A 19,324-nucleotide genomic window follows, 5' to 3' on the forward strand; every position below is an offset into this window, starting at 1 on the left:
TACTGAATAAATGTTGTGGGGAGCAGGGGAAGCTGGGGAAGCAATGTAGAGACGTGCCATGGCACGTCTGGGAGATGGGGAAGATGGGTAAGCAAATGACGAATAACAAATGACAAATGACGCTTTCCGCCGTTAACTTTAATTGTCCCCACCTACTTATTCGTTAGAGGTTAAAGTAATTTGTAAAATAATCCTGATATAATTGACAGCTTACCTTGACTTGATTAACATCTAAAGTAATTAATCCCAGGCTTTTCAACTCAAACATAATCTCTTCGTTTAAAAATGCCGGAGACAACAATATAGTTTTAAAAGATTCCATTAAATCAATATTCTGTTTAATTTTTCTAGATAAATAGCAAAGGTGCGGCTTAAAAATAGCTTGATAAACAACCGCATTTGAAACCAGCTCTTTCAAAGGTACATGGTGCTGTAAGCTATGATACAACGCTAGTCTAACCAAATAAGGATATCCGCCTGTGATCAGCATTAACGGGTGCAATTCAGACGGCGTTAGTTTAAATCCATGCCGTTGAGCTAACTCTTCGACTTCACGCTGATTAAACGGGGGTAACTCAATTGGCACGCCGATATTAAAGGGAGATTGATTAGCTTGTATGGGAATATAAATATCAGTGGAATGAACCAGGATAATTCGCAACTTTTGCCAAATCACTAAATCTTTTCCCTTTTCATGCCAGTGACGCAATAGAACCAGAAAATCACGGGAAAGGCTTTGATGTTCAAACAGTTGATTAATCTCATCTAATCCAAAAATTAGCGGACTATCAAGATTGTTCAAAATATATTCTTGGAAATAAAGGGTACAACTGACTAATGTGCCAACATCTTCATCCCAATACTCATTTAATTTAGAGTCTAATCCTAACTGCCGGGTAACATTCGCACACAGCCAGCGCAAGAATTGATTCGTAGACGCCAATCGGCTAGTTTCAACTTGGTTTAAACTTAAGCGCACAGTCGCCCAATTCTGGGTTTTTCCGTAAGCAAGAATCCGACTGAGGAGAGACGTTTTGCCCATTTTACACGGGGCTTTGATGCGAATCAGTGCAGCTTCCTTGAGAATTTCTTGATAACAGGTTTGTTCAAGGTTATGCCGTTCAATGTACAAAGGAGAGTTGAGCGGAACTTGTCCTTCTGGAGATTCTGAATGTAACTTCTCTAAACCAGTAGAGAGATACTGGTTTTTAGGAATAGAGGCATTGGGGATTTTTTGTTCGAGGACAGCACGGCAATTCGTTCGATTAACTTTTTCTCCTAAAACCTCTGATATTAATTTCCATAGATTTGGCGCAACATGTTGACGAATATATTTTTCGGAATAGTGATTTTCACGAGCGATTTGTACATAAGTTTTAGGCGTTTCTTTTAAAGACTCTTGCAAGAGAACTTTTTGAATAAAACTAAGCCTTTTCCCAGTTTTTTGATAAATAAAGTTTTCAGTTTGTTGAATAAGGCTGAGTTTAATAGTCATCGATTTCAATATTCAATGCACCTCTTTCAATTAGCCATTGCTTTTGGGTTTGGCTTAAGCCGATGGCATTGGTAAATAGCGCTCCTTTAACTCGACAACCGGATAAATTTACGGATTGGAGTTGGGTGTCTTTTAAGTTGGCATAACGTAAATCGGTATCCACTAACACTGTTTTGTCAAGCACAGCCCCTTCTAAATTTGCTTTAAATAGAGAGGCTCTGCTCAAATCAACATCGCTCAAATCTGTATTTACAAGGATAGCTAATTCTAAAGCAACCTGTCGCAAAATTGCCCCGGTTAAGTCAGCATCACTTAAATCGGCTTCAACTAAATCCGCTTCGCTTAAGTCTGCACCACATAAAATTGTTTTGTGGAGTTGCGCTCCTTCCAAGTCAGTCTGACGCAATGAAGCGTTGGTAAGAATGGCTTCTTCCCAGTTGGTTTGACACAGCTTCGCCTGATTAAAAATTGCCTCGGTGCCATCAACTCCTTTTAAATTCGCTTGGAACAAATCTGCTCCCCTTAAATCAGCGCGGGTTAAACAAGCGATGTCTAAGCAACTATTCGTGAGATTGGCGGCGTTTAAGCAAGCTGACTGAAGATTAGCATGATTCAAGCGAGCATTACTGAGGTTGGCTTGGCTTAAGCTGGCTTCACTGAGATTTGCCCACAGCAAGCTGGCATAAACTAAATTTGCTTGGTCTAAATTACTATTTTTTAAGGTAGCTTGGTTTAAATCGCACCAGATAAATTTAGCCCGTTTGAGAATACTTTGATTTAAGTCGGCACAACTGAGATTGGCATAACTAAAGTCAGCACCACTCAGATTGACACCACTTAAGGAAATTTGGTTAAAGCGAATCGATTGAAAGTTTCTTTCGTGAGTTGCATAACGTTGAAGAATGTCTTTTGCCTTCATGTTCCGGATATAGGCTGGGGGATATGAATCAGTAATCGACAATTATTGCAATATATTACATATTTTCGCCATGAGATCTCTGTTTGGTTAACAAGGTAAGGGATTGAATAGGGGATATGTTTCAGTTCAATTCTATGACTTATAGGTATTGACTAAGATACCCTATTGTGCATTATTAGGATTTGAGCCAAAAATTCTCTATTCAAGATCTGAACTTTAGGGACTATATTTCTCAACTCTAAGCTGTAATACTAAGACCATTGCCAATGTTGCTTTGACAGATAAGGTTTTAGACTATGAGTGAGCAAAATTCCAAAGGTTCAGGTCATATTGTTCCCCTGGAATCTCTCAGCTTTGATAGCTTTGGACGTAATCCGGCGACCGATATTGTTTGTGTGACTCCAGTTCGCACTGTGGTTCGACGCGAAGAGGAAATTGTGCTGATTCGCAAAGTAAGAAAGGTAGAAGAAATCGATGCGAGTCCGGCTTGCCCAATCAATACCACTCAAATGGCTCAAGTTCAACAAGAGGGCGAAGTAGTCTTTGAGGAACAACAAGTAGAATCGTAATTCATCTAATGAGCCAGATAGGCTGACTGGGTTTATCTGGCTTCGTTTACGTTACAGCGGTTTGCAACTCAATGAAATGGCAACTAAGCAGAATTTTTCGAGTTTCCAAGATTTAATTCAGAATTCTCCTACGCCGATTTTAGTCAGCTTCTATGCAACCTGGTGTGGATACTGTAAAATGATGGCTCCCATTTTAGAGCAGGTGAAGACGTCAATGGGAGATCGCATCAAAGTGGTGAAAATAAACACCGAGAAATACCCCAAACTAGCCTCTAAGTATGAGATTCAGTCGTTGCCGACTTCAATTTTATTTATCGAAGGTGAACAAGCCAGTCGCATCAAGGGAGTGATGCAAACGCCAAAACTGATTGAATATTTAACAAAATTCCTTTAAACTCTAAAATTGATTGGGACTGTATTCCAGAATCAATGGGGGTTGTACATTGAAGCGTCTTGCCAAAATCCTTAAATCAATCGGCGTTGTTTTCGGTTTTATCGTCAGCAGTTTTGGACTAATGATAATTTTAGGCTTAATTTTACCTGCTGTTTTGGAATACAAGCGAAATCTGGCGATTAATTATAATCGACAAGCCGAAACGCTTTATCAGGCAAGACAGTACGAACAGGCAATTGAGATTTACAACAAAGCGATTCAAGCTTATCCAAATTTGGCGTTGTCCTACTACAATCGTGGCAATTGCTTTTTTGCCTTAAATGACTATCAAGAAGTCTTGCAAAACTATAATGATGCGCTGAAACTGAATTCTAGCTATCCACAAGCCTATAATAACCGGGGAAATACGTACTATTTACTAGGGGATTATCATCAAGCGATCGCGGATTATACGCAAGCGATTAAATGTAATCCTAAGTATGAGCGGGCTTACTATAATCGCGGGAATGCTTACTATAATTTAAGCGAGTATCAACAAGCGCGGTTAGACTTTAGTCATGCCATTCAACTCAATCCTGATTATGCTGAAAGTTATAATAATTTAGGGAATACCTATATAGCCTTAAATCAATATCAACAAGCGATTGACAGCTACGATAAAGCGATCGCGATCAATCCTAACTATGCTCAAGCCTATAATAATCGCGGCAATAGCTACTACTATTTAAATAACGTCGTGCAAGCCATTAGCAACTATGCCAAAGCCATTACGCTGGATAGTCAAAATCATGAAGCATATAATAATCGCGGCAATGCTTACTATGCCCTACAAAAATATAAAGAAGCACTCAAGAATTACGACCAAGCTTTAACCCTTTGTCCGAATCATATTGAATCCTATTATAATCGCGGCTTAGTTCAGATTAAACTGAAGCAAAAACAAAAGGCGATCGCGGACTTGCAGAAAGCGGTTCAGTTGGCGCAGCAGCAGGAGAATCAGCTAGTGCTGGAGGTGATTAAAGACGCCATTGAGAAACTGCAAATGAATCAAGAGATTCCCAATGTTTTACCCAGTCAAAGCTAAGGTGTAGAGACGTGCCATGGCGCGTCTGTAGGGGCGGATTTCACTAAACCCGCCCCTTGAGTGTTTAGATTAAAGAGAGTAGGAGAGGAAAATGAATTTATCCAAAACATCTGGCGAAGATCTAACACCCGGAACCGTCTATCTTCAGGATTATCAATCGGATCAACCCAGTAATCTGTATACCTTAGACTTAGTGACAGGGAACACCAAATTAATTGGTGCGATCGCCACCTCCGTAACCGATATTGCTTTTGTCGATTCCCAGCTTTATGGACTCGATCAAACTGATGATGGTCAAACCACATTATTCCTCAATATTAACCCCACCACTGGGGAAGCCACAGTGATTGGTGATATTGGCTTTGCGGTTGCCGGTTTAGCCTATCACCACCAGCGCCAGACTCTCTATGCTAGCAGTGCCAAACAATTAATTTCCATTAATCCCGCCACCGGAAAAGGGACACCCGTGGTAACCATTAAGGATCGAGAACGCAACTGTGGTGAAGTCACTTTTGCGGCTGATGGCATCGCTTATATTACCCTAATTGGTTATGACCACCAGAAATTCTTAGCCACCTGTGATCTCGATACAGGTTCAGTCAATCTTATTGGCAATACTGGCTTCCCTGATCTTGGCAGTATGGACTTTATTGGTGATACTCTTTATGGCGTTACGGGTAATTTCTTTAATTTAGGTAAAGATGGTCAACTCATCCGTATTAATCCTCAAACAGGTACAGGAACCTTAGTCACCATGACTGAACCGAGAGGGCGTTGGGCAGGACTTACGGTTTATCAACCTGTGACCCAATCAACCCCTCAACCAACCACACCGACAACTACGATTACTCCGGAGAAATCCATGACTCTATTAACCATTGATACCCAAGACCATTGCTATATTATTGACCAAGGTGCTATGGAACACCTACAGTCTAATGTGGCAAACTCAATTCGCTTAGACCAAGGAACGTATACCATAAAAATTGCTAGTGGTCGCTACAGTTACGCTGAGGATAAAGAGCAAGGCGAACCCTTTGTCTTACTCTGGATCTATGGTATAGATGGCAGTACGTTTGTTAATAAAAACACGGGCTTTGAAACTGGGGCAACGTGGACAACATTGAATGGCTATGATGACCCCTTAAGTTTAGAGGTCAAAGATAAAGCGGTTGTTTGTGCCTTATTCTTTGATATCAATAAAACCGATAACAGTGGCTTAATTACCCTATCCATTGCAGACAAAAAATCGACGACAACGCCTCAAACCCTAACCGTTGATAGTAAAACCAATTGTCATTTATTGAATCCGGACTACTTGAGGAGTCTCCAGCAATGGCAGACCAACTATATTGATCTAGAACCGGGAACTTATAAAGTGACTATTCGCGAAGGAAATGCCCAGTATTGGTCAGGAGAACAAAAGTTTAAATTAGAACCTTGGGCGATCCTTTGGGTCAAAGGGGGCAAATTCATTACTAAACTCACAGGTATTGAAGTTGAACAAAGCTGGCTGTCGCTGAATGGGTATGAGGATTTTATCCCTCTTGAGGTCAAAGAAAAGACAACGATTTGCGGATTATTCTTCGATACCTACAAAGAGGATAACCAAGGACAAGTTGTTTTAGCCATTGAACCCGTTAGCGTTACTCACTTAATCGAAGAAAAAGAAAAAGTGAAAAATAAGGTGATGTCTGATTCCGATTCATCACCAGAAACCCCGTCAGATCAATCGGGTAAAAAGGTTGAAGCTGAAGTTGATTACTCTTACCGTAGCCAACGCCCTGGTTCTGTCAGTGTAGGAAATTTAGCCACATTAAGTTTTGACAGTTTCGGACGTGATCCGGCGAGAGATATTGTCTGTGTTACTCCGGTTCGTACTGTAGTTCGACGGGAGGAAGAAATCACAATTATTCGCAAAGTCAGGAAGGTTGAAGAGGTTGATGCGAGTCCGGCTTGTCCTGTGAATACCACTCAAGTTTCCAGAGAAACAGTCGGCGAATAAAATAATGAATGATGTTAGAATAAACGGCAATTAACAGGATGTAGGGGCGACCCGCTGCATCAATGAACAATACTTATCCACTCAATTGACTCGGGTCGCCCTATCTTTACCCATCGGTAACAGTTGGGGCGACTCGCTGCATCAATAAACAATCCCCATCCACTCAATAAACTCGGGTCGCCTCATTTTCACCCCTCAGTAATAGATAATGTGTATTGCCGTTTATGCAAAAACAACATGTCACGTCAACCTCAACCCTCAGCAACTCATCGCCAACCCAATTCAATTATTCCTCTAGAAATTGAATCCCTCGATGAATTTGACCAGTATCTTAAAGACAAACAAAGTCTTGCCAATGTTGTTTTTCAAAGCTTGGATTTAACGGCATATTCTGAAATATTAAAAAAATACGACTTAACCAATACCGTCTTTTTAGGCTGTCGTCTGACACCCGATACTCTAACCTATATTTTAAACACAGGTGGCTTAGTCTTTCCACCCTTAACCTATGTTCCATACAATGCTTATCGTAATCGTCTTTATTCTCCCGATGAATTAATGGGAGAGTATCAAGTTGGAGTAACAGGAAGCTATCAGAATACTCTGGATGGTCGAATTTATAACCATTATGTCAAACAGGGCAAAGATCACCCCCCTAGTATTCTAGAAACCCTCGCCCAACGGTTACATGATCATGCGATTACCGATGCTTTAGAAGAACTGATTGATGGGCGAAACGTTGTGGCAATTATGGGTGGACATTCCCTGAAACGGAGTGATCCCAACTATATAAAAGTGGCGCGAATTTCTGGAGAATTGACCCGTCGCGGCTATTTAATGACCAGTGGTGGCGGACCCGGTGCCATGGAAGCCACCCATTTAGGTGCATGGTTTGCCTATCGTTCCCAGGCGGAATTAGAAGATGCGGTGGAGATTCTGGCGACTGCACCGATTTATAAACCGATGGAACAATGGTTAGATACGGCGTTTGCGGTGAAACAAAAATACCCACTTCAAGATAAAAATGGGCAATATCCAGAGAGTTTAGGCATTCCCACCTGGTTATATGGTCATGAACCGCCCACCATTTTCGCCACCCACATTGCCAAACTCTTTGCCAATAGTATCCGGGAAGAAGGGTTACTCGCGATCGCCAAATATGGGGTAATCTATTCTCCAGGGAGTGCCGGAACCATTCAAGAAATCTTCCAAGACGCTTGTCAGAACCATTACAACTCCTTTGGTGTGGTGAGTCCGATGATTTTCTTAGGCGAAGATTACTGGAAATGTAAAAAACCCGTGTTTCCGTTATTGGCGCAATTAGCGGCGGGGAGAGAATACAGTTCACTGTTGGCGATTACCGATTCCGTAGATGAGGTGATTCAACAAATTGAACAATTTGCCGCCACATTATAACTAATTTTGTGTTCAAGATCGGTAGGGGCGACCCGCTGCATCAATTAACAACACTCGTCCATTCAATTAACTCGGGTCGCCCTATCTCCACTTTCGGTAACAGAGACTATTTCTTTGCCGTTTATTCAAAAACAACATGACCAATTCAACCCATTCCATTCCGCCCGTCGATTTAGTCATCGTCATCGACACCAGTCCCTCAATGCGAGATGAAGCCCAAGCCCTAAGTCAAGCCGCCGCTGCTGCAATTAAAGCCGCCAGTTCTAGCTGTCCGTCCGATTTACGAACTGAATGGTTTGGCATCGAAGGGACTTGGAAAAATACCAATTTTAGCCGCCGAATTCGCGACTATCTAATCCAAGAGTGCAACGCGCCGGAAACTGAAATTCGGGCAAGAAAACGGGGGGAACTCAAAGATGCAGGCGCCCAAGAAGACGCCGCCCGTACCATTGAAGATATTGCCAATCACTTTAACTGGCGCGAGGATGCAGCGAGGGCAATCTTTTACCTAGGGGATGAAGCCTTAGAAGCCGGAGGTTCTCAAACCACCCAAGAGGATATTGACGCCGCTAATCGCGCCATATCCCAGGCAAAAACTGCCAATATCACGATTCACACGTATTTAGGTAAGTCGAAGAGTAAACATCGAGACAGTATTCAAAGCGAATATGCCAGAGTCGCCTCAGAAACTGGGGGACAAGCCTTTACTGACCAAGACACCCTCAAAGGCTTTGAAGATGTTCTAGAAAAAGTCATTTGTGGCAGTTGTGCATCGCAACCAGAAACACCCTCAAAACGTCCAATTCGCCAGAAAACACTGAACATTGGCACATTCAACCTTTATAATCTGGTTCTGCCCAATGTCACCTATTACGACACCAATAAATATAGCCCAGAACTTTATCAGCGCAAAAAAACCTGGATTGCCCGTCAAATCGAACAAATGGATGCCGATATTATCGGGTTCCAGGAACTGTTTCACGAGGAAGCCTTGCGGGAAATCCTCACCGAAACCCCAGACTGTGCCAATGCTAATCTAATTACCGCCAATCCCACCGGGGACAAACCAACTGTCGCGTTGCTGTCGAAAGTTCCGGTTCTCAACCACCAAATCTTCACCGAATTCCCCGAAAAGGCACGTCTAGACATGGAAGGGACAGCCATTCCTCTGCATAGCTTTTCCCGTCCCCTGTTATCGGTGGATCTTGCCTTAAGTGATACGGTTGAATGTACTGTATTTGTGGCTCATCTTAAGTCTAAACGCCCTATCATACCTGAAGATGCCGATCGCAGTGACCCCGTGGAAAAAGCCAAGGGACAAGCCCGGGCGCTACTGCGTCGGGCGGCTGAAGCTACCGCCTTACGGGTGATTCTCATGGAAACGCTGCAAAACCGCAAACGTCCAGTAATCGTAATCGGGGATTTAAATGATAGCGGTTTAGCCGTAACCAGTAAAATTATCTCCGGTGAACCCCCTTGGGAAAAACTAAGATTTGCCCAAAAGCAGGAAATCTGGGACGTACTGCTTTATAGTGTCAAGGACATTCAGGCGCGTCAGAGTTACGGTGATTTCTACTACACCCATATTTACAACGGGTACTACGAGAGTTTGGATCATATTCTCGTGAGTGAAGAATTGGTGGCACAAAATCCGGATCGCATTGGTAAGGTGACGTATGTTTCTGTCTATAACGATCATCTCATCGATGAAACCTTGAGTTACGAAGACATGGAAAAATGGAAGTCGGATCACGGACAAGTCGTTGCCTCGATTCGACTGGAATCTTAAGCCAATCTTTAATTTGATTGACAAAAAGACGGTAAATCGGTTGACTCGTTCTCAGAGTAAACGAACGCCGTCCAGTCTTCGTTTAGGCTTCATGGTTATAGCGCTACGCGCTAGGCAATAGGCAATAGGTAACGTGAAACGTATTACCCGGTCAGATTTGTAGGGTGGGCAAGGCTTATAAGCCGTGAAATCCTAATATTATCGTTCCTTGTTCTTGCCCACCTCACAGTAACGTGAAACCTATTACCAGTACAGCAAGATATGAGTTGACGATTTACCCTTTATTCACGTTCAGGAGAAAAATTATGACGACTCAATCCCCCCTCTCATCACAACGACGGGTTGGCATTATTCCCGCCTTAAAAGCCGATCGCCAATCTAACACATGGCACACGGTTAAATTTGATCCCCCGTTTCCTCAGGATACCCAAGTCGCCGTTATCCCGATGACGCAAACCTATAACGGACCCGAAACCCCAGGGTTAAGACTTCGCAATGTTACCCCAGAAGGATTCGAGATTCGCTTCGATGAAATTGTCGCCCGGGGACGTTCGGCGGATGGGGCGCATCTGGATGAAGCTGTCGCCTGGATTGCCTATCCTGTATCTACCCAAGAGGATGATACGCCAGGAACACCAGGAGTCCCTACCTTTCCCCCCGAATCTCTTGATATAACCACCGATACAATTTATCAGCTACTGTGGGAACACGATGAAAATCAATTCTCAGTGAGTCCCCGCAACAGTTCAGGGGACTGGGAAAACCCAGACGCTGATATTTTATTAGATGAACAGGTAAAAGCAGCAGGTCAACGCGAAATTGATTTAGCCACTCATCCTCTCTTCTATAAAGTAAATGAAGCGAAACTATTTGACAACGATCGCACCTATTCCAGCTTTATACAACTTTTAGATAACTATGCCATTCGTGTGGCTGAACCCGAAAAGACGGTCGAGGAAGAAGTCCAAGAACAGCAAGCGTTTTTAGCAAAAATCATTAACACCAAGCCTATGCAGCTTGCCCGGACTTATATCAATCAAAACTTGGGCGAAAGTCTTTCGGAAGAAGAATTCCGCACCAATCTACAGCGGATCTGGTTTGAACTTTATACGAATCACTATGGCGGCAAATCGACTGAGTTTGCCTCTGGCTTTGAACATGTATTTGTCGGCGAAGGTAAATTTGATATCCATTCGGGAAGTAAAAAAGAAAACTTTGGCAAAATTTCCGGTTATCACTCATGGGTGAAGTTTTACCTGGATGAAAAGAATCAGCGGGTCAATTATTTAGGCTACAAGTATGACTTAAAAGGAGAGAATGGTTCCCAAAATCCCAATGTTGTCACCTTGCAGATGACCAAGAAAGTAATTGATATGCAAGGAAACGTAATTGCCAAACTGTTTAAACCCAAAGGCGGCTTCTTCGTTGGTCCGAGTCCCGAATGTGAAATGGCAATGGCAACGGTTGCCTATTACGAAAGTGTTCATGGCAAAATTACGGACAAGCGCCGGATTACCATTAATGACGCTACCTATAATTTAGTCTTGTATCGCAGCACGAATCCCAATGGCAGTCGTGGTGAATTCATTCGTTCCTTTTTTCCCATTTTCTTGGCAATGGATGATGGCGAAACACCGGACACTGATGAACCTGTTGTTGAGCCGATTGATGAAGTGACAAACAACAATGGTGATGTGGTCATTTTCGCCACCCAACCCAACCCAGAAGGCAGTGATGAAGGGAATGAGTGGGTTGAGTTAAAGAATACCACCAGTAATCCGATTGATTTATCGGGTTGGAAACTGCAAGATAAGTTAGACCGTCCAGAAGATATTAGTGGCACGCTGCAACCGCAGGAAGTCAAGCGATTTACCATTTCGCGAGCTAATTATACGACTATGCAATTGGGGAACAGTTCGGGTATTATTGCCTTAATTGATTCTGCTGGAAATGAGGTAGCCATGGTTAGTTATGGTTCCGCTAGTTCGGGTGAAGTGATTCGGTTTGTGTCCTAAAGGATTGTTTTTTGTCGGAGTGGGTTTCAACCATTCAACTTAAGCTAAAAAATTTCCAATACCTTGAGATAAACCCCTCCCTAACCCTCCCCTTGCCAAGGGGAGGGAACCAGGAGAAAACTAATTCTTCCATTATCCGCTGTAAAAAAAAGAGAGGTTCCACATGTCAATCAACGGCACAATGATGCAATATTTCCACTGGTATATTGATCCCAATCTGATCCTGTGGAATGACGTTAAAACCAAGGCGCAAGAATTAGCCGATGCGGGATTCACCGCGTTATGGCTACCTCCCGCCTACAAGGGAATGGGAGGAACGTATGATGTCGGCTACGCCGTGTACGATATGTATGATCTGGGGGAATTTGATCAACATGGTACTGTTCGCACTAAATACGGCACTCTTGAGCAATATTTAGCCGCAATCAACGCCTTACACGCATCAGGAATACAAGTTTATGGGGATACTGTCTTAAATCATCGCATGGGAGGTGAAGGGACAGAAATTGCCCGCGCTACTCCCTTTAATGAATATGATCGGCTGCATCCTAAAGGATGGACAAGGGATATTAAAGCCTACACCCATTTTAAGTTTCCGGGTCGTCAGGGCAAGTATTCTAATTTTGAATGGCATTGGTGGCATTTTGATGCTGTTGATTACGACGATTACACCAAGGAACCCAATACGCTTTATCTCTTTGAGGGGAAAGTCTTTGATGATTATGTGGCATTAGAAAAAGGAAACTTTGCCTATTTAATGGGATGTGATCTGGATTTCCAGAGTCAAGAGGTGCGCGATGAAGTGACTCGTTGGGGTAAATGGTATCTGGATACCACAGGCGCTGATGGTTTCCGTCTGGATGCGATTAAACATATTTCATCCTGGTTTTTCCCGCAATGGTTAGATGAGATGCGGTATCATGCGGGCAAAGATTTGTTTGTGGTGGGTGAATATTGGTACAACAATATTGACACCTTACATTGGTATATCAACGCCGTTAATGGCAAAATGTCGGTATTTGATGTGCCACTCCACTACAATTTCTATTACGCCAGTCGTTCTGGTGGACATTATGACATGGGGAGTATTCTCAATGGCACTTTGATGCAGCAACGTCCCACCCATGCGGTTACATTTGTAGAAAACCATGATTCCCAACCGTTACAGTCATTAGAAGCGCCAGTAGAACCCTGGTTTAAGCCCTTAGCTTACGCGATCATTTTATTGCGCCGCGAGGGGTATCCTTGTGTCTTTTATGCCGATTATTACGGTACAGAATATGAGGATTACGGCAAAGATGGCAATCGGTACAAGATTTTTCTTCCCTCTCACCGTTGGATTATTGACAAATTACTCTATGCTCGGAAACAGTATGCTTATGGGGATCAATACGATTACTTTGATCACTACAATACAATTGGTTGGACGCGCTTAGGGGATCACGCTCATCCGAAAGCCATGGCGGTGATTATGAGTGATAGTGTGCCAGGTTACAAGTGGATGGAAGTGGGTAAACCGAATGCCAAGTTCTATGATTTAACCGAACATATAAAAGAACCCATTTATACCAATGAATGGGGATGGGCAGAATTTCGGTGTAACGGCGGTTCTGTTTCCGTTTGGGTTCAAGAATAAGCGATGAATCAATGTAGGTTGGGTGGAGCGACAGCGATACCCAACATTTCCTTGAGGGATATGGCTCATAACGTTTGCATTGGTTGGGTTTCGTACCTTAACCCAACCTACGGCTACGGCGATCGCTCCTCAAGCCAACTTGACAAATCAGCCAAACTGTTGAAGTCTAAAAAATCTTCTCCTAAGCTTTCTAAATCTTCAAGAGATAAATCCTCAATTTTGCGGCTGAGCGTCGCCGGGATGTCTCCAAAACGCTTTTTAAGTTGGCGCATGATTAAGGCAAGTGCTTCAGTGAGTCGTCCTTTCTCTTCAGCATAAGTAATTCGTCCTTTCTCATCTTGCAGCATCATCCCTCGCCGCTCAACAATGTCCAATTCTTCTACTGTCATGTTGGCTTGATTCGCCAGTTGTAACGCAAATTCTATCTCTGATACTTCTGCCAAACTCTCAGGAATACTCTCTAAACGTGCCGCTTCTTTCAGAAAATAAATCCATTTATCTGCCAAAGTATGTACCTCAGACAGGGTTTTCTTGAATTTCGGTAATTCTACAAAAATTAGCCGCAGTTCATTTCCGAGAATTGGAAACTTATCCTCTTCCTCATAAAAGGAAAGCTTACTGATTATTTTCTCTGTATTTTGAAATAATATGAAATCCGTGATTGTCACCGCTATTGCCGGATTGAGAAGGGGATAATCTTCTCCTTTTGCCAACTGGTTGCTATAGGCTTTTGCCAGATTATACGCCACTCGCTTATTAAATGCTGACATAGAGGCAATTTGCATCTCTATGATCACAATCGAGCCATCGGCTAACACCGCTTTTACATCTAAATAGGTTTCTTTTAAGCTAATCACCTGACCGGGATTATAGGGATTTACAATCGTTAAGGATTGAATCACCTTCTCGCCGTCATAAATGATGGCATTGAGAAAACTGATTAAAATGGCTTGACTTTGTTCGGAGCCGAATATTTTTTTAAAGGCATAATCAACCTTGGGGCTAATAAATCTCATGGATTTCTCCCGTTCAAGCTTGAAAAGACAGAAGATAGTTTAATCGTAACACAAGTTCCCGCTGACCCTGAGCTATTTCCAGCCTCAAATAACACCACAGGGCTACACCCAACTATCACCCTTGCGCCCTTCTAGTCAACTTTACAAATCTTCTAAACGGTTGAAGTCTAAACAATCTTTCCCTAAACATTCTACATTTTTAATCAATAAATCTGTTTAGCGGCTTAAGCTGTCATGCATTTAAATGGGAAATGGCTAGTACAAGAAGGCAGAAGTCCGAAGGCTCCAGGGCAGAAGGCTATGAGGAACATAATGTAGCTGCTTTTAGGGAGCTTGTTAACTGGTTAGTATTTGAAGCCGCGCTGCACTAGCCAGCAAGACACTCGCACTACAAGGATTTTTTTTGGTCTACTGAATTCATTTGTCACCTCTTCGGCTTTTCAACGCTAGGATTAAGGATAATCATCATTAGAAGCGATCGCGTTGATGTATATCGAGGACTAAACAACGATGAGTGGAAAAAAGATTTTAATGGTCGTTGGCGATTTCGTCGAAGACTACGAGGTCATGGTGCCATTTCAGGCATTGCAAATGGTGGGACATACTGTTCATGCAGTTTGTCCTGATAAAAAGGCTGGAGACAGCGTAAAAACAGCCGTTCACGATTTTGAAGGAGATCAAACCTATAGTGAAAAACCGGGTCATAACTTCGCCTTGAATGCCACATTCAGTGAGGTAGTCGCCGCCGATTATGATGCCTTGGTGATTCCTGGTGGACGCGCCCCGGAATATATCCGCTTAAATGAGACGGTTCTAGAGATAACCCGTCACTTTGCCCAAGCCAATAAACCCATCGCCTCTATTTGTCACGGATTGCAGGTTTTAGCCGCCGCTGGTGTGCTAGAAGGAAAAAGTTGTACCGCGTATCCAGCTTGTGGACCCGATGTGAAATCAGCCGGCGGACTATATACCAACATTCCGGTTAATGAAGCCATGGTTGATGATAATTTAGTCACCGCCCCCGCTTGGCCCGCACACCCGGCTTGGTTAGCCGAGTTTCTGAAATTGTTGGGGACAAAAATTGAACATCAACAGATGGCAGCGGTTTAACTTAACAGGCAAAGCCTCCTCAAGGACATTCCCAGGCTTCGCCTGGGAACGAGGCTAAGCTACGCGCCAAACAAGAGTAGCCAAATGGGTAAGGTGAGTAACAGTCCTGTTGAACCAACGGCTAGGGCTGTCACGGTTAACTCGCGATCAAGTTCATACACTTCGGCAATGACTAAGGTGGCAAAGGCTGGCGGCATTGCCATTTGCAGGACGATCGCTAACTGCGGCTTACCAACTATGCCAAACTGTGATAACGCTATCCCTAACACTAAGGGGAGCAGTAACATTTTAATGCCCAGACCCACCCCCGCTTGTTTAACTTTGCGCCAAGACGCCAACTGACTCAAGCGCATACCAATCAGAACCAGTGAAAGCGCGATCGCACTCCAGGCAAATTTTTCCATTCCATCCTCCAGCCATCCCGGTAATGCAACCTGACGCAACCCCAATCCGATGCCCATACTCCACAGCGCCGGATTAATCACCAGCGATCGCACTAACTGCCCCTGACTCTTCTCACCCTGACCAAAACGTGCCGCTAATACTACCCCTAAACCATAAGCGCCCAGTAACGTTCCCAGCATGTCATAAAATAGCGCCCAACCAAAATAGTTTTTTCCCAACAAGGTTAGATTAACGGGAAACCCTAAATACCCTGTATTTCCCACCATCGACGCTAGCAAGAAACTCCCTTGAGTCGGTTTATTCCATTCATGAGGAGTATCATTTGTCAAGCCCTTGTTCGCGGCAAAGTTCCCCCCACCCTTAATCCAAAACCAAGCCAATCCTGCACCCAACAAAATCGCCACCCAAGCCGCGATCGGAGCAATCCAAATCTTTCCCGATAGATCTGCACCCCGCAGAAACGTAATAATACTGATAGGAACTCCAATCCAGAATAGAAATTGACCAATAAACGTTGGTATCCACCGGGGCATTAACCGTCCCAACACCCATCCGAGTAGCACACCACCCCCTAGCTGGAGGTAAAGTTGGAACAAGGGTTGTAAACGCTCTGGATCTAGGCTGGGCATTAGAGAAGGATCAAACAGACAACGGTTTTGATGATACGTCAGTCTCTCAGAAAAGAAATTGGCACAGATTACAGAACGGAAAAACTTATACTATAGAGTTCACTGCTACCTTCTTCCAGTTGGAATAGGTTCCCCTTTCCCCGTTCAAGAATTAGCACCTTCAGGAGTGGAGTTTTGAATACCCCCGATTTTCCAGGAGAACCCGTCAACCTATCCGAATCAACAGAGGAGGATATTCCCGTAGCCGTCAGGGATACACCCGACACCCGAAAGCGATCGCGGTTGCAGCCGTTCCTAATTATCCTGGCAGTATTAGGAGGCGGCGCGATCGTTTTGGCGCTAATCCTATCCTCGTCCACTTCACAATCCCCTCAAACGGTTACGGCTTCCCCCCAACCCACGACAACGGATACCTCCACCCCAGCTACTCCAGAAGAGAGTGAGAGTGAGAACGACGTTGATAATCTTCTCGGACACCTCCCCTACGAAGAAGCCCCCCTATCTGAACTCGAACCGATTACCTCAGATGGTCGGATTCAACTCCGGGAAGCAGCGGCGAAGAAATTTAAAGCGATGAAGGCAGCCGCTCAAGCTGATGGCATCGTATTAGTAGCAATATCTGGCTATCGTACTCAGAAACAGCAACAGCATCTGTTTTTTGACATCAAAGCACAACGGGGACAAGTCGCGACAAAACGGGCTGAAGTCAGTGCGCCTCCGGGTTACAGTGAACATCACACCGGTTATGCGGTCGATATTGGCGATGGCAGAACACCTGCCACAAATCTGAATACCAATTTTGAGAATACGGCGGCGTTTAAGTGGCTGGAAGAGAATGCCGCGTATTATAGCTTTGAGTTATCCTTTCCCAAAGGAAATCCCCAAGGTGTGAGTTATGAACCATGGCACTGGCGCTTTGTCGGAGATCCAGATAGTTTAGAAACCTTCTACAAAGCCCAAAATTTGGATCGTCCTGATTTGGAACCGTCTCCTTCTCCCTCAGAACCAGAGGATGACTCTAGTACCCAAGAACAGGGAACAGAGAATAAAGAACGGGAAATAGAGAACCGGGAATAGAGAACGGGGAAAGGTTGTTGTAATGCGAGCGTCTCGCTCGCTATTTTGTATGGGTTTTTATCCCAAGAGGGAACAGGAAGGAACGGGGAACAGTAAAGAATGTTCTAACCTGCCAAGGTAGCTGCTATATAGCACTACGCATCTACGTTAGGACAAAAGAAGAAAAATTTAAATCGCTCAATCCCTTGATGAGTCAGGGTTTTTCTTCCAAGAAAGCCCATTGCCTATTGCCCATTGCCCATTGCCTAGCGCGTAGCGCTATTCCCGAAGAGGACTGGCGTGTTGCTCATACTAGGATAGAGGAAAAGCTGCGCCGGAATGCCCAAACTCAGAAGGGTTGGACGTTAATGGATTCTGCGACTCTGGTTGACGCGGCAAAATTGTTATGTGAATCCGATGCTGCATCTCCTACTCCTGAAGAGTTACGTTGGCTTAGGGACAATTTGCTCGAACACCAGCAAGCTGTGGAAAAACTTATCAAATTAATTGATTCTTTATTAAATCGGTGACTCAAAAGTCCAATATCATAATTGTAAAGACTTTCTTTAGCTTGTCACCGATAACCTATCAATCAAATCCGTTCTAATTCAAATGCTAATATTCTGATATCACTAGAAGTTTACTTTGTCAATGGCAAACCGTTAAAAATTTAAAATCAACCCTCAACACAACGCACTTTTATATCAAATGATGCAGCAAACCACTCTCAATGTAATTGCCATTGGTATCTTTGGCATGACCCTTTCCGCCCTACTGACTCCAATTTTTAACATTCCGCCAGCAATTCCCGCCTTGGCAACATTTGGAATTTTAGGATTAGTTACGGTAGACAGTCTCAGCTTTCAAGGTAAAGGCACAACGGTACTATTAGATTGGTTAGCCCAGAGGCGCAGTGACTATCGCGATCGCATTCTGCACCATGAAGCGGGTCATTTCCTGGTGGCTTACCTGTTGGGGATTCCGATCAGGGGGTATACGCTGACAGCCTGGGAAGCCTTGAAGCAGGGACAACCGGGTTTAGGTGGCGTGCAATTTGATACTCAGCAACTCTCACCGAATCCCCTTGCCCTTGGCGAAATGCGATTGACTCTGGATCGATTCTGTACCGTTTGGATGGCAGGAATTGCGGCAGAAACCCTGGTTTATGGTGAAGCGGAAGGCGGAATCGACGATTGCCAAAAATTAAAAGAGGCGTTGAGATTATTTGAACGTCCTGTTGGTGAATTTACCACCAAACAGCGTTGGGCGATGCTGCAAGCCCAAACAATGTTACAGGACAACTGGGAGGCTTACGAAGCCCTTGTTAAAGCTATGGCAGAACGGACATCCGTAGGCGACTGCTATCGCCTGATTCAAGATCATTATCACAGTTGAGCTGGGGAAGCTGGGGAAGCTGGGGGAGAAAAATTAGTAAGCTGTTCGGCATTTAAACCTTAATATCAATAATGGCGCAATCCTTGCCGTAGTGCGTTAAGCGAAGCCATGCCGCAGGCTTTGCATCTTGCTCGCTATATTGAGCATCTTGCTCGCTACTAATACCCAAATTAAATGCATTACAGCTTAGGGGCGGGTTTAGTCACATTTAGGTGCGGTCTAGAAAGGATAATAGTGAAACCCGCCCCTACACACGTAAACTACAGGAGCTTGGTAGCCCCGGTCTTTCAAAGCCGGGGAGGAAAAGCGACATTGCGGATTTATCCGCCTTCGTGACATACTTGAGTGGTGAGTAGGAATAACCATCTACGTGACGAATCATCCTAGTACG

16 protein-coding genes are annotated in these 19,324 nt (G+C 43.9%); 12 read left to right on the plus strand and 4 right to left on the minus strand.

Features of this window, described 5'->3' with window-relative positions; translation table 11 throughout:
* Nucleotides 1-163: 163 nt before the first annotated feature.
* Together RID53_RS13390 and RID53_RS13395 are read right to left on the minus strand one after the other, a co-directional pair.
* Nucleotides 164-1,495, minus strand: a complete 1,332-nt coding sequence (locus RID53_RS13390) for an AAA-like domain-containing protein (protein ID WP_446388571.1) — start codon at nucleotides 1,493-1,495, stop codon at nucleotides 164-166.
* The gene (locus RID53_RS13395; protein WP_446388572.1) at nucleotides 1,485-2,414 is read right to left on the minus strand and encodes a pentapeptide repeat-containing protein; all 930 of its coding nucleotides are present in this window, start codon (nucleotides 2,412-2,414) and stop codon (nucleotides 1,485-1,487) included. Before RID53_RS13395 ends, RID53_RS13390 begins: the two co-directional genes overlap by 11 nt.
* A 296-nt stretch (nucleotides 2,415-2,710) precedes the next feature.
* Between RID53_RS13395 and RID53_RS13400 the strand changes: the two genes are divergently transcribed.
* The 8 genes from RID53_RS13400 to RID53_RS13435 all read left to right on the plus strand — a co-directional run bounded on the left by RID53_RS13400 (nucleotide 2,711) and on the right by RID53_RS13435 (nucleotide 13,322).
* Entirely contained in the window at nucleotides 2,711-2,983 is a 273-nt protein-coding gene (locus RID53_RS13400; protein WP_446388573.1) for a hypothetical protein, read from the plus strand.
* A 76-nt stretch (nucleotides 2,984-3,059) separates the two neighbouring features.
* A complete protein-coding gene (gene trxA, locus RID53_RS13405) occupies nucleotides 3,060-3,377 on the plus strand; it encodes a thioredoxin (RefSeq protein ID WP_446388574.1) in 318 nt (105 codons plus the stop codon).
* Between the two features lie 121 nt (nucleotides 3,378-3,498).
* Complete coding sequence (locus RID53_RS13410; RefSeq protein WP_446388575.1) at nucleotides 3,499-4,461, plus strand: tetratricopeptide repeat protein; 963 nt, start codon at nucleotides 3,499-3,501, stop codon at nucleotides 4,459-4,461.
* Nucleotides 4,462-4,552: 91 nt separating this feature from the next.
* Nucleotides 4,553-6,466 (plus strand): hypothetical protein, encoded by a 1,914-nt coding sequence (locus RID53_RS13415; protein ID WP_446388576.1) that lies wholly within the window; start codon nucleotides 4,553-4,555, stop codon nucleotides 6,464-6,466.
* A 237-nt stretch (nucleotides 6,467-6,703) separates the two neighbouring features.
* The gene (locus tag RID53_RS13420; RefSeq protein WP_446388577.1) at nucleotides 6,704-7,882 is read left to right on the plus strand and encodes an LOG family protein; all 1,179 of its coding nucleotides are present in this window, start codon (nucleotides 6,704-6,706) and stop codon (nucleotides 7,880-7,882) included.
* A 136-nt stretch (nucleotides 7,883-8,018) separates the two neighbouring features.
* Complete coding sequence (locus RID53_RS13425) at nucleotides 8,019-9,671, plus strand: endonuclease/exonuclease/phosphatase family protein (RefSeq protein ID WP_446388578.1); 1,653 nt, start codon at nucleotides 8,019-8,021, stop codon at nucleotides 9,669-9,671.
* A gap of 305 nt (nucleotides 9,672-9,976) precedes the next feature.
* Nucleotides 9,977-11,686, plus strand: a complete 1,710-nt coding sequence (locus tag RID53_RS13430; RefSeq protein ID WP_446388579.1) for a lamin tail domain-containing protein — start codon at nucleotides 9,977-9,979, stop codon at nucleotides 11,684-11,686.
* A 181-nt stretch (nucleotides 11,687-11,867) separates the two neighbouring features.
* Nucleotides 11,868-13,322: an alpha-amylase gene (locus RID53_RS13435; protein WP_446388580.1), complete on the plus strand. Its 1,455-nt coding sequence runs from the start codon at nucleotides 11,868-11,870 to the stop codon at nucleotides 13,320-13,322.
* Between the two features lie 113 nt (nucleotides 13,323-13,435).
* Here RID53_RS13435 and RID53_RS13440 read toward each other — a convergent pair whose 3' ends face one another.
* Entirely contained in the window at nucleotides 13,436-14,338 is a 903-nt protein-coding gene (locus RID53_RS13440) for an Rpn family recombination-promoting nuclease/putative transposase (RefSeq protein WP_446388581.1), read from the minus strand.
* 510 nt (nucleotides 14,339-14,848) lie between these two features.
* Between RID53_RS13440 and RID53_RS13445 the strand changes: the two genes are divergently transcribed.
* A complete protein-coding gene (locus tag RID53_RS13445; protein ID WP_446378266.1) occupies nucleotides 14,849-15,448 on the plus strand; it encodes a DJ-1/PfpI family protein in 600 nt (199 codons plus the stop codon).
* Nucleotides 15,449-15,507: 59 nt separating this feature from the next.
* Here RID53_RS13445 and RID53_RS13450 read toward each other — a convergent pair whose 3' ends face one another.
* Complete coding sequence (locus RID53_RS13450; RefSeq protein ID WP_446388582.1) at nucleotides 15,508-16,482, minus strand: AEC family transporter; 975 nt, start codon at nucleotides 16,480-16,482, stop codon at nucleotides 15,508-15,510.
* A gap of 174 nt (nucleotides 16,483-16,656) precedes the next feature.
* Here RID53_RS13450 and RID53_RS13455 point away from each other — a divergent pair, with 174 nt between their 5' ends.
* From RID53_RS13455 to RID53_RS13465, 3 genes are all read left to right on the plus strand, one after another.
* Nucleotides 16,657-17,559, plus strand: a complete 903-nt coding sequence (locus RID53_RS13455) for a M15 family metallopeptidase (protein WP_446388583.1) — start codon at nucleotides 16,657-16,659, stop codon at nucleotides 17,557-17,559.
* A 188-nt stretch (nucleotides 17,560-17,747) separates the two neighbouring features.
* Entirely contained in the window at nucleotides 17,748-18,068 is a 321-nt protein-coding gene (locus RID53_RS13460; RefSeq protein ID WP_446388584.1) for a hypothetical protein, read from the plus strand.
* Nucleotides 18,069-18,249: 181 nt separating this feature from the next.
* Nucleotides 18,250-18,933, plus strand: coding sequence for an ATP-dependent Zn protease (locus RID53_RS13465; protein ID WP_446388586.1), 684 nt, complete (start codon nucleotides 18,250-18,252; stop codon nucleotides 18,931-18,933).
* Nucleotides 18,934-19,324: the final 391 nt, after the last annotated feature.

Origin of the sequence: Coleofasciculus sp. B1-GNL1-01 (genome assembly GCF_040220235.1) — a bacterium.
Classification (GTDB): domain Bacteria; phylum Cyanobacteriota; class Cyanobacteriia; order Cyanobacteriales; family Coleofasciculaceae; genus Coleofasciculus.

Coding starts and splice junctions, on each gene's coding strand:
- RID53_RS13415 (WP_446388576.1), top strand. CDS start 4,553: ATGAATTTATCCAAAACATCTGGCGAAGATCTAACACCCGGAACCGTC.
- RID53_RS13395 (WP_446388572.1), bottom strand. CDS start 2,414: ATGAAGGCAAAAGACATTCTTCAACGTTATGCAACTCACGAAAGAAAC.
- RID53_RS13435 (WP_446388580.1), top strand. CDS start 11,868: ATGATGCAATATTTCCACTGGTATATTGATCCCAATCTGATCCTGTGG.
- trxA (WP_446388574.1), top strand. CDS start 3,060: ATGGCAACTAAGCAGAATTTTTCGAGTTTCCAAGATTTAATTCAGAAT.
- RID53_RS13445 (WP_446378266.1), top strand. CDS start 14,849: ATGAGTGGAAAAAAGATTTTAATGGTCGTTGGCGATTTCGTCGAAGAC.
- RID53_RS13400 (WP_446388573.1), top strand. CDS start 2,711: ATGAGTGAGCAAAATTCCAAAGGTTCAGGTCATATTGTTCCCCTGGAA.
- RID53_RS13420 (WP_446388577.1), top strand. CDS start 6,704: ATGTCACGTCAACCTCAACCCTCAGCAACTCATCGCCAACCCAATTCA.
- RID53_RS13450 (WP_446388582.1), bottom strand. CDS start 16,482: ATGCCCAGCCTAGATCCAGAGCGTTTACAACCCTTGTTCCAACTTTAC.
- RID53_RS13430 (WP_446388579.1), top strand. CDS start 9,977: ATGACGACTCAATCCCCCCTCTCATCACAACGACGGGTTGGCATTATT.
- RID53_RS13410 (WP_446388575.1), top strand. CDS start 3,499: ATGATAATTTTAGGCTTAATTTTACCTGCTGTTTTGGAATACAAGCGA.
- RID53_RS13390 (WP_446388571.1), bottom strand. CDS start 1,495: ATGACTATTAAACTCAGCCTTATTCAACAAACTGAAAACTTTATTTAT.
- RID53_RS13425 (WP_446388578.1), top strand. CDS start 8,019: ATGACCAATTCAACCCATTCCATTCCGCCCGTCGATTTAGTCATCGTC.
- RID53_RS13465 (WP_446388586.1), top strand. CDS start 18,250: ATGCAGCAAACCACTCTCAATGTAATTGCCATTGGTATCTTTGGCATG.
- RID53_RS13460 (WP_446388584.1), top strand. CDS start 17,748: ATGAGTCAGGGTTTTTCTTCCAAGAAAGCCCATTGCCTATTGCCCATT.
- RID53_RS13440 (WP_446388581.1), bottom strand. CDS start 14,338: ATGAGATTTATTAGCCCCAAGGTTGATTATGCCTTTAAAAAAATATTC.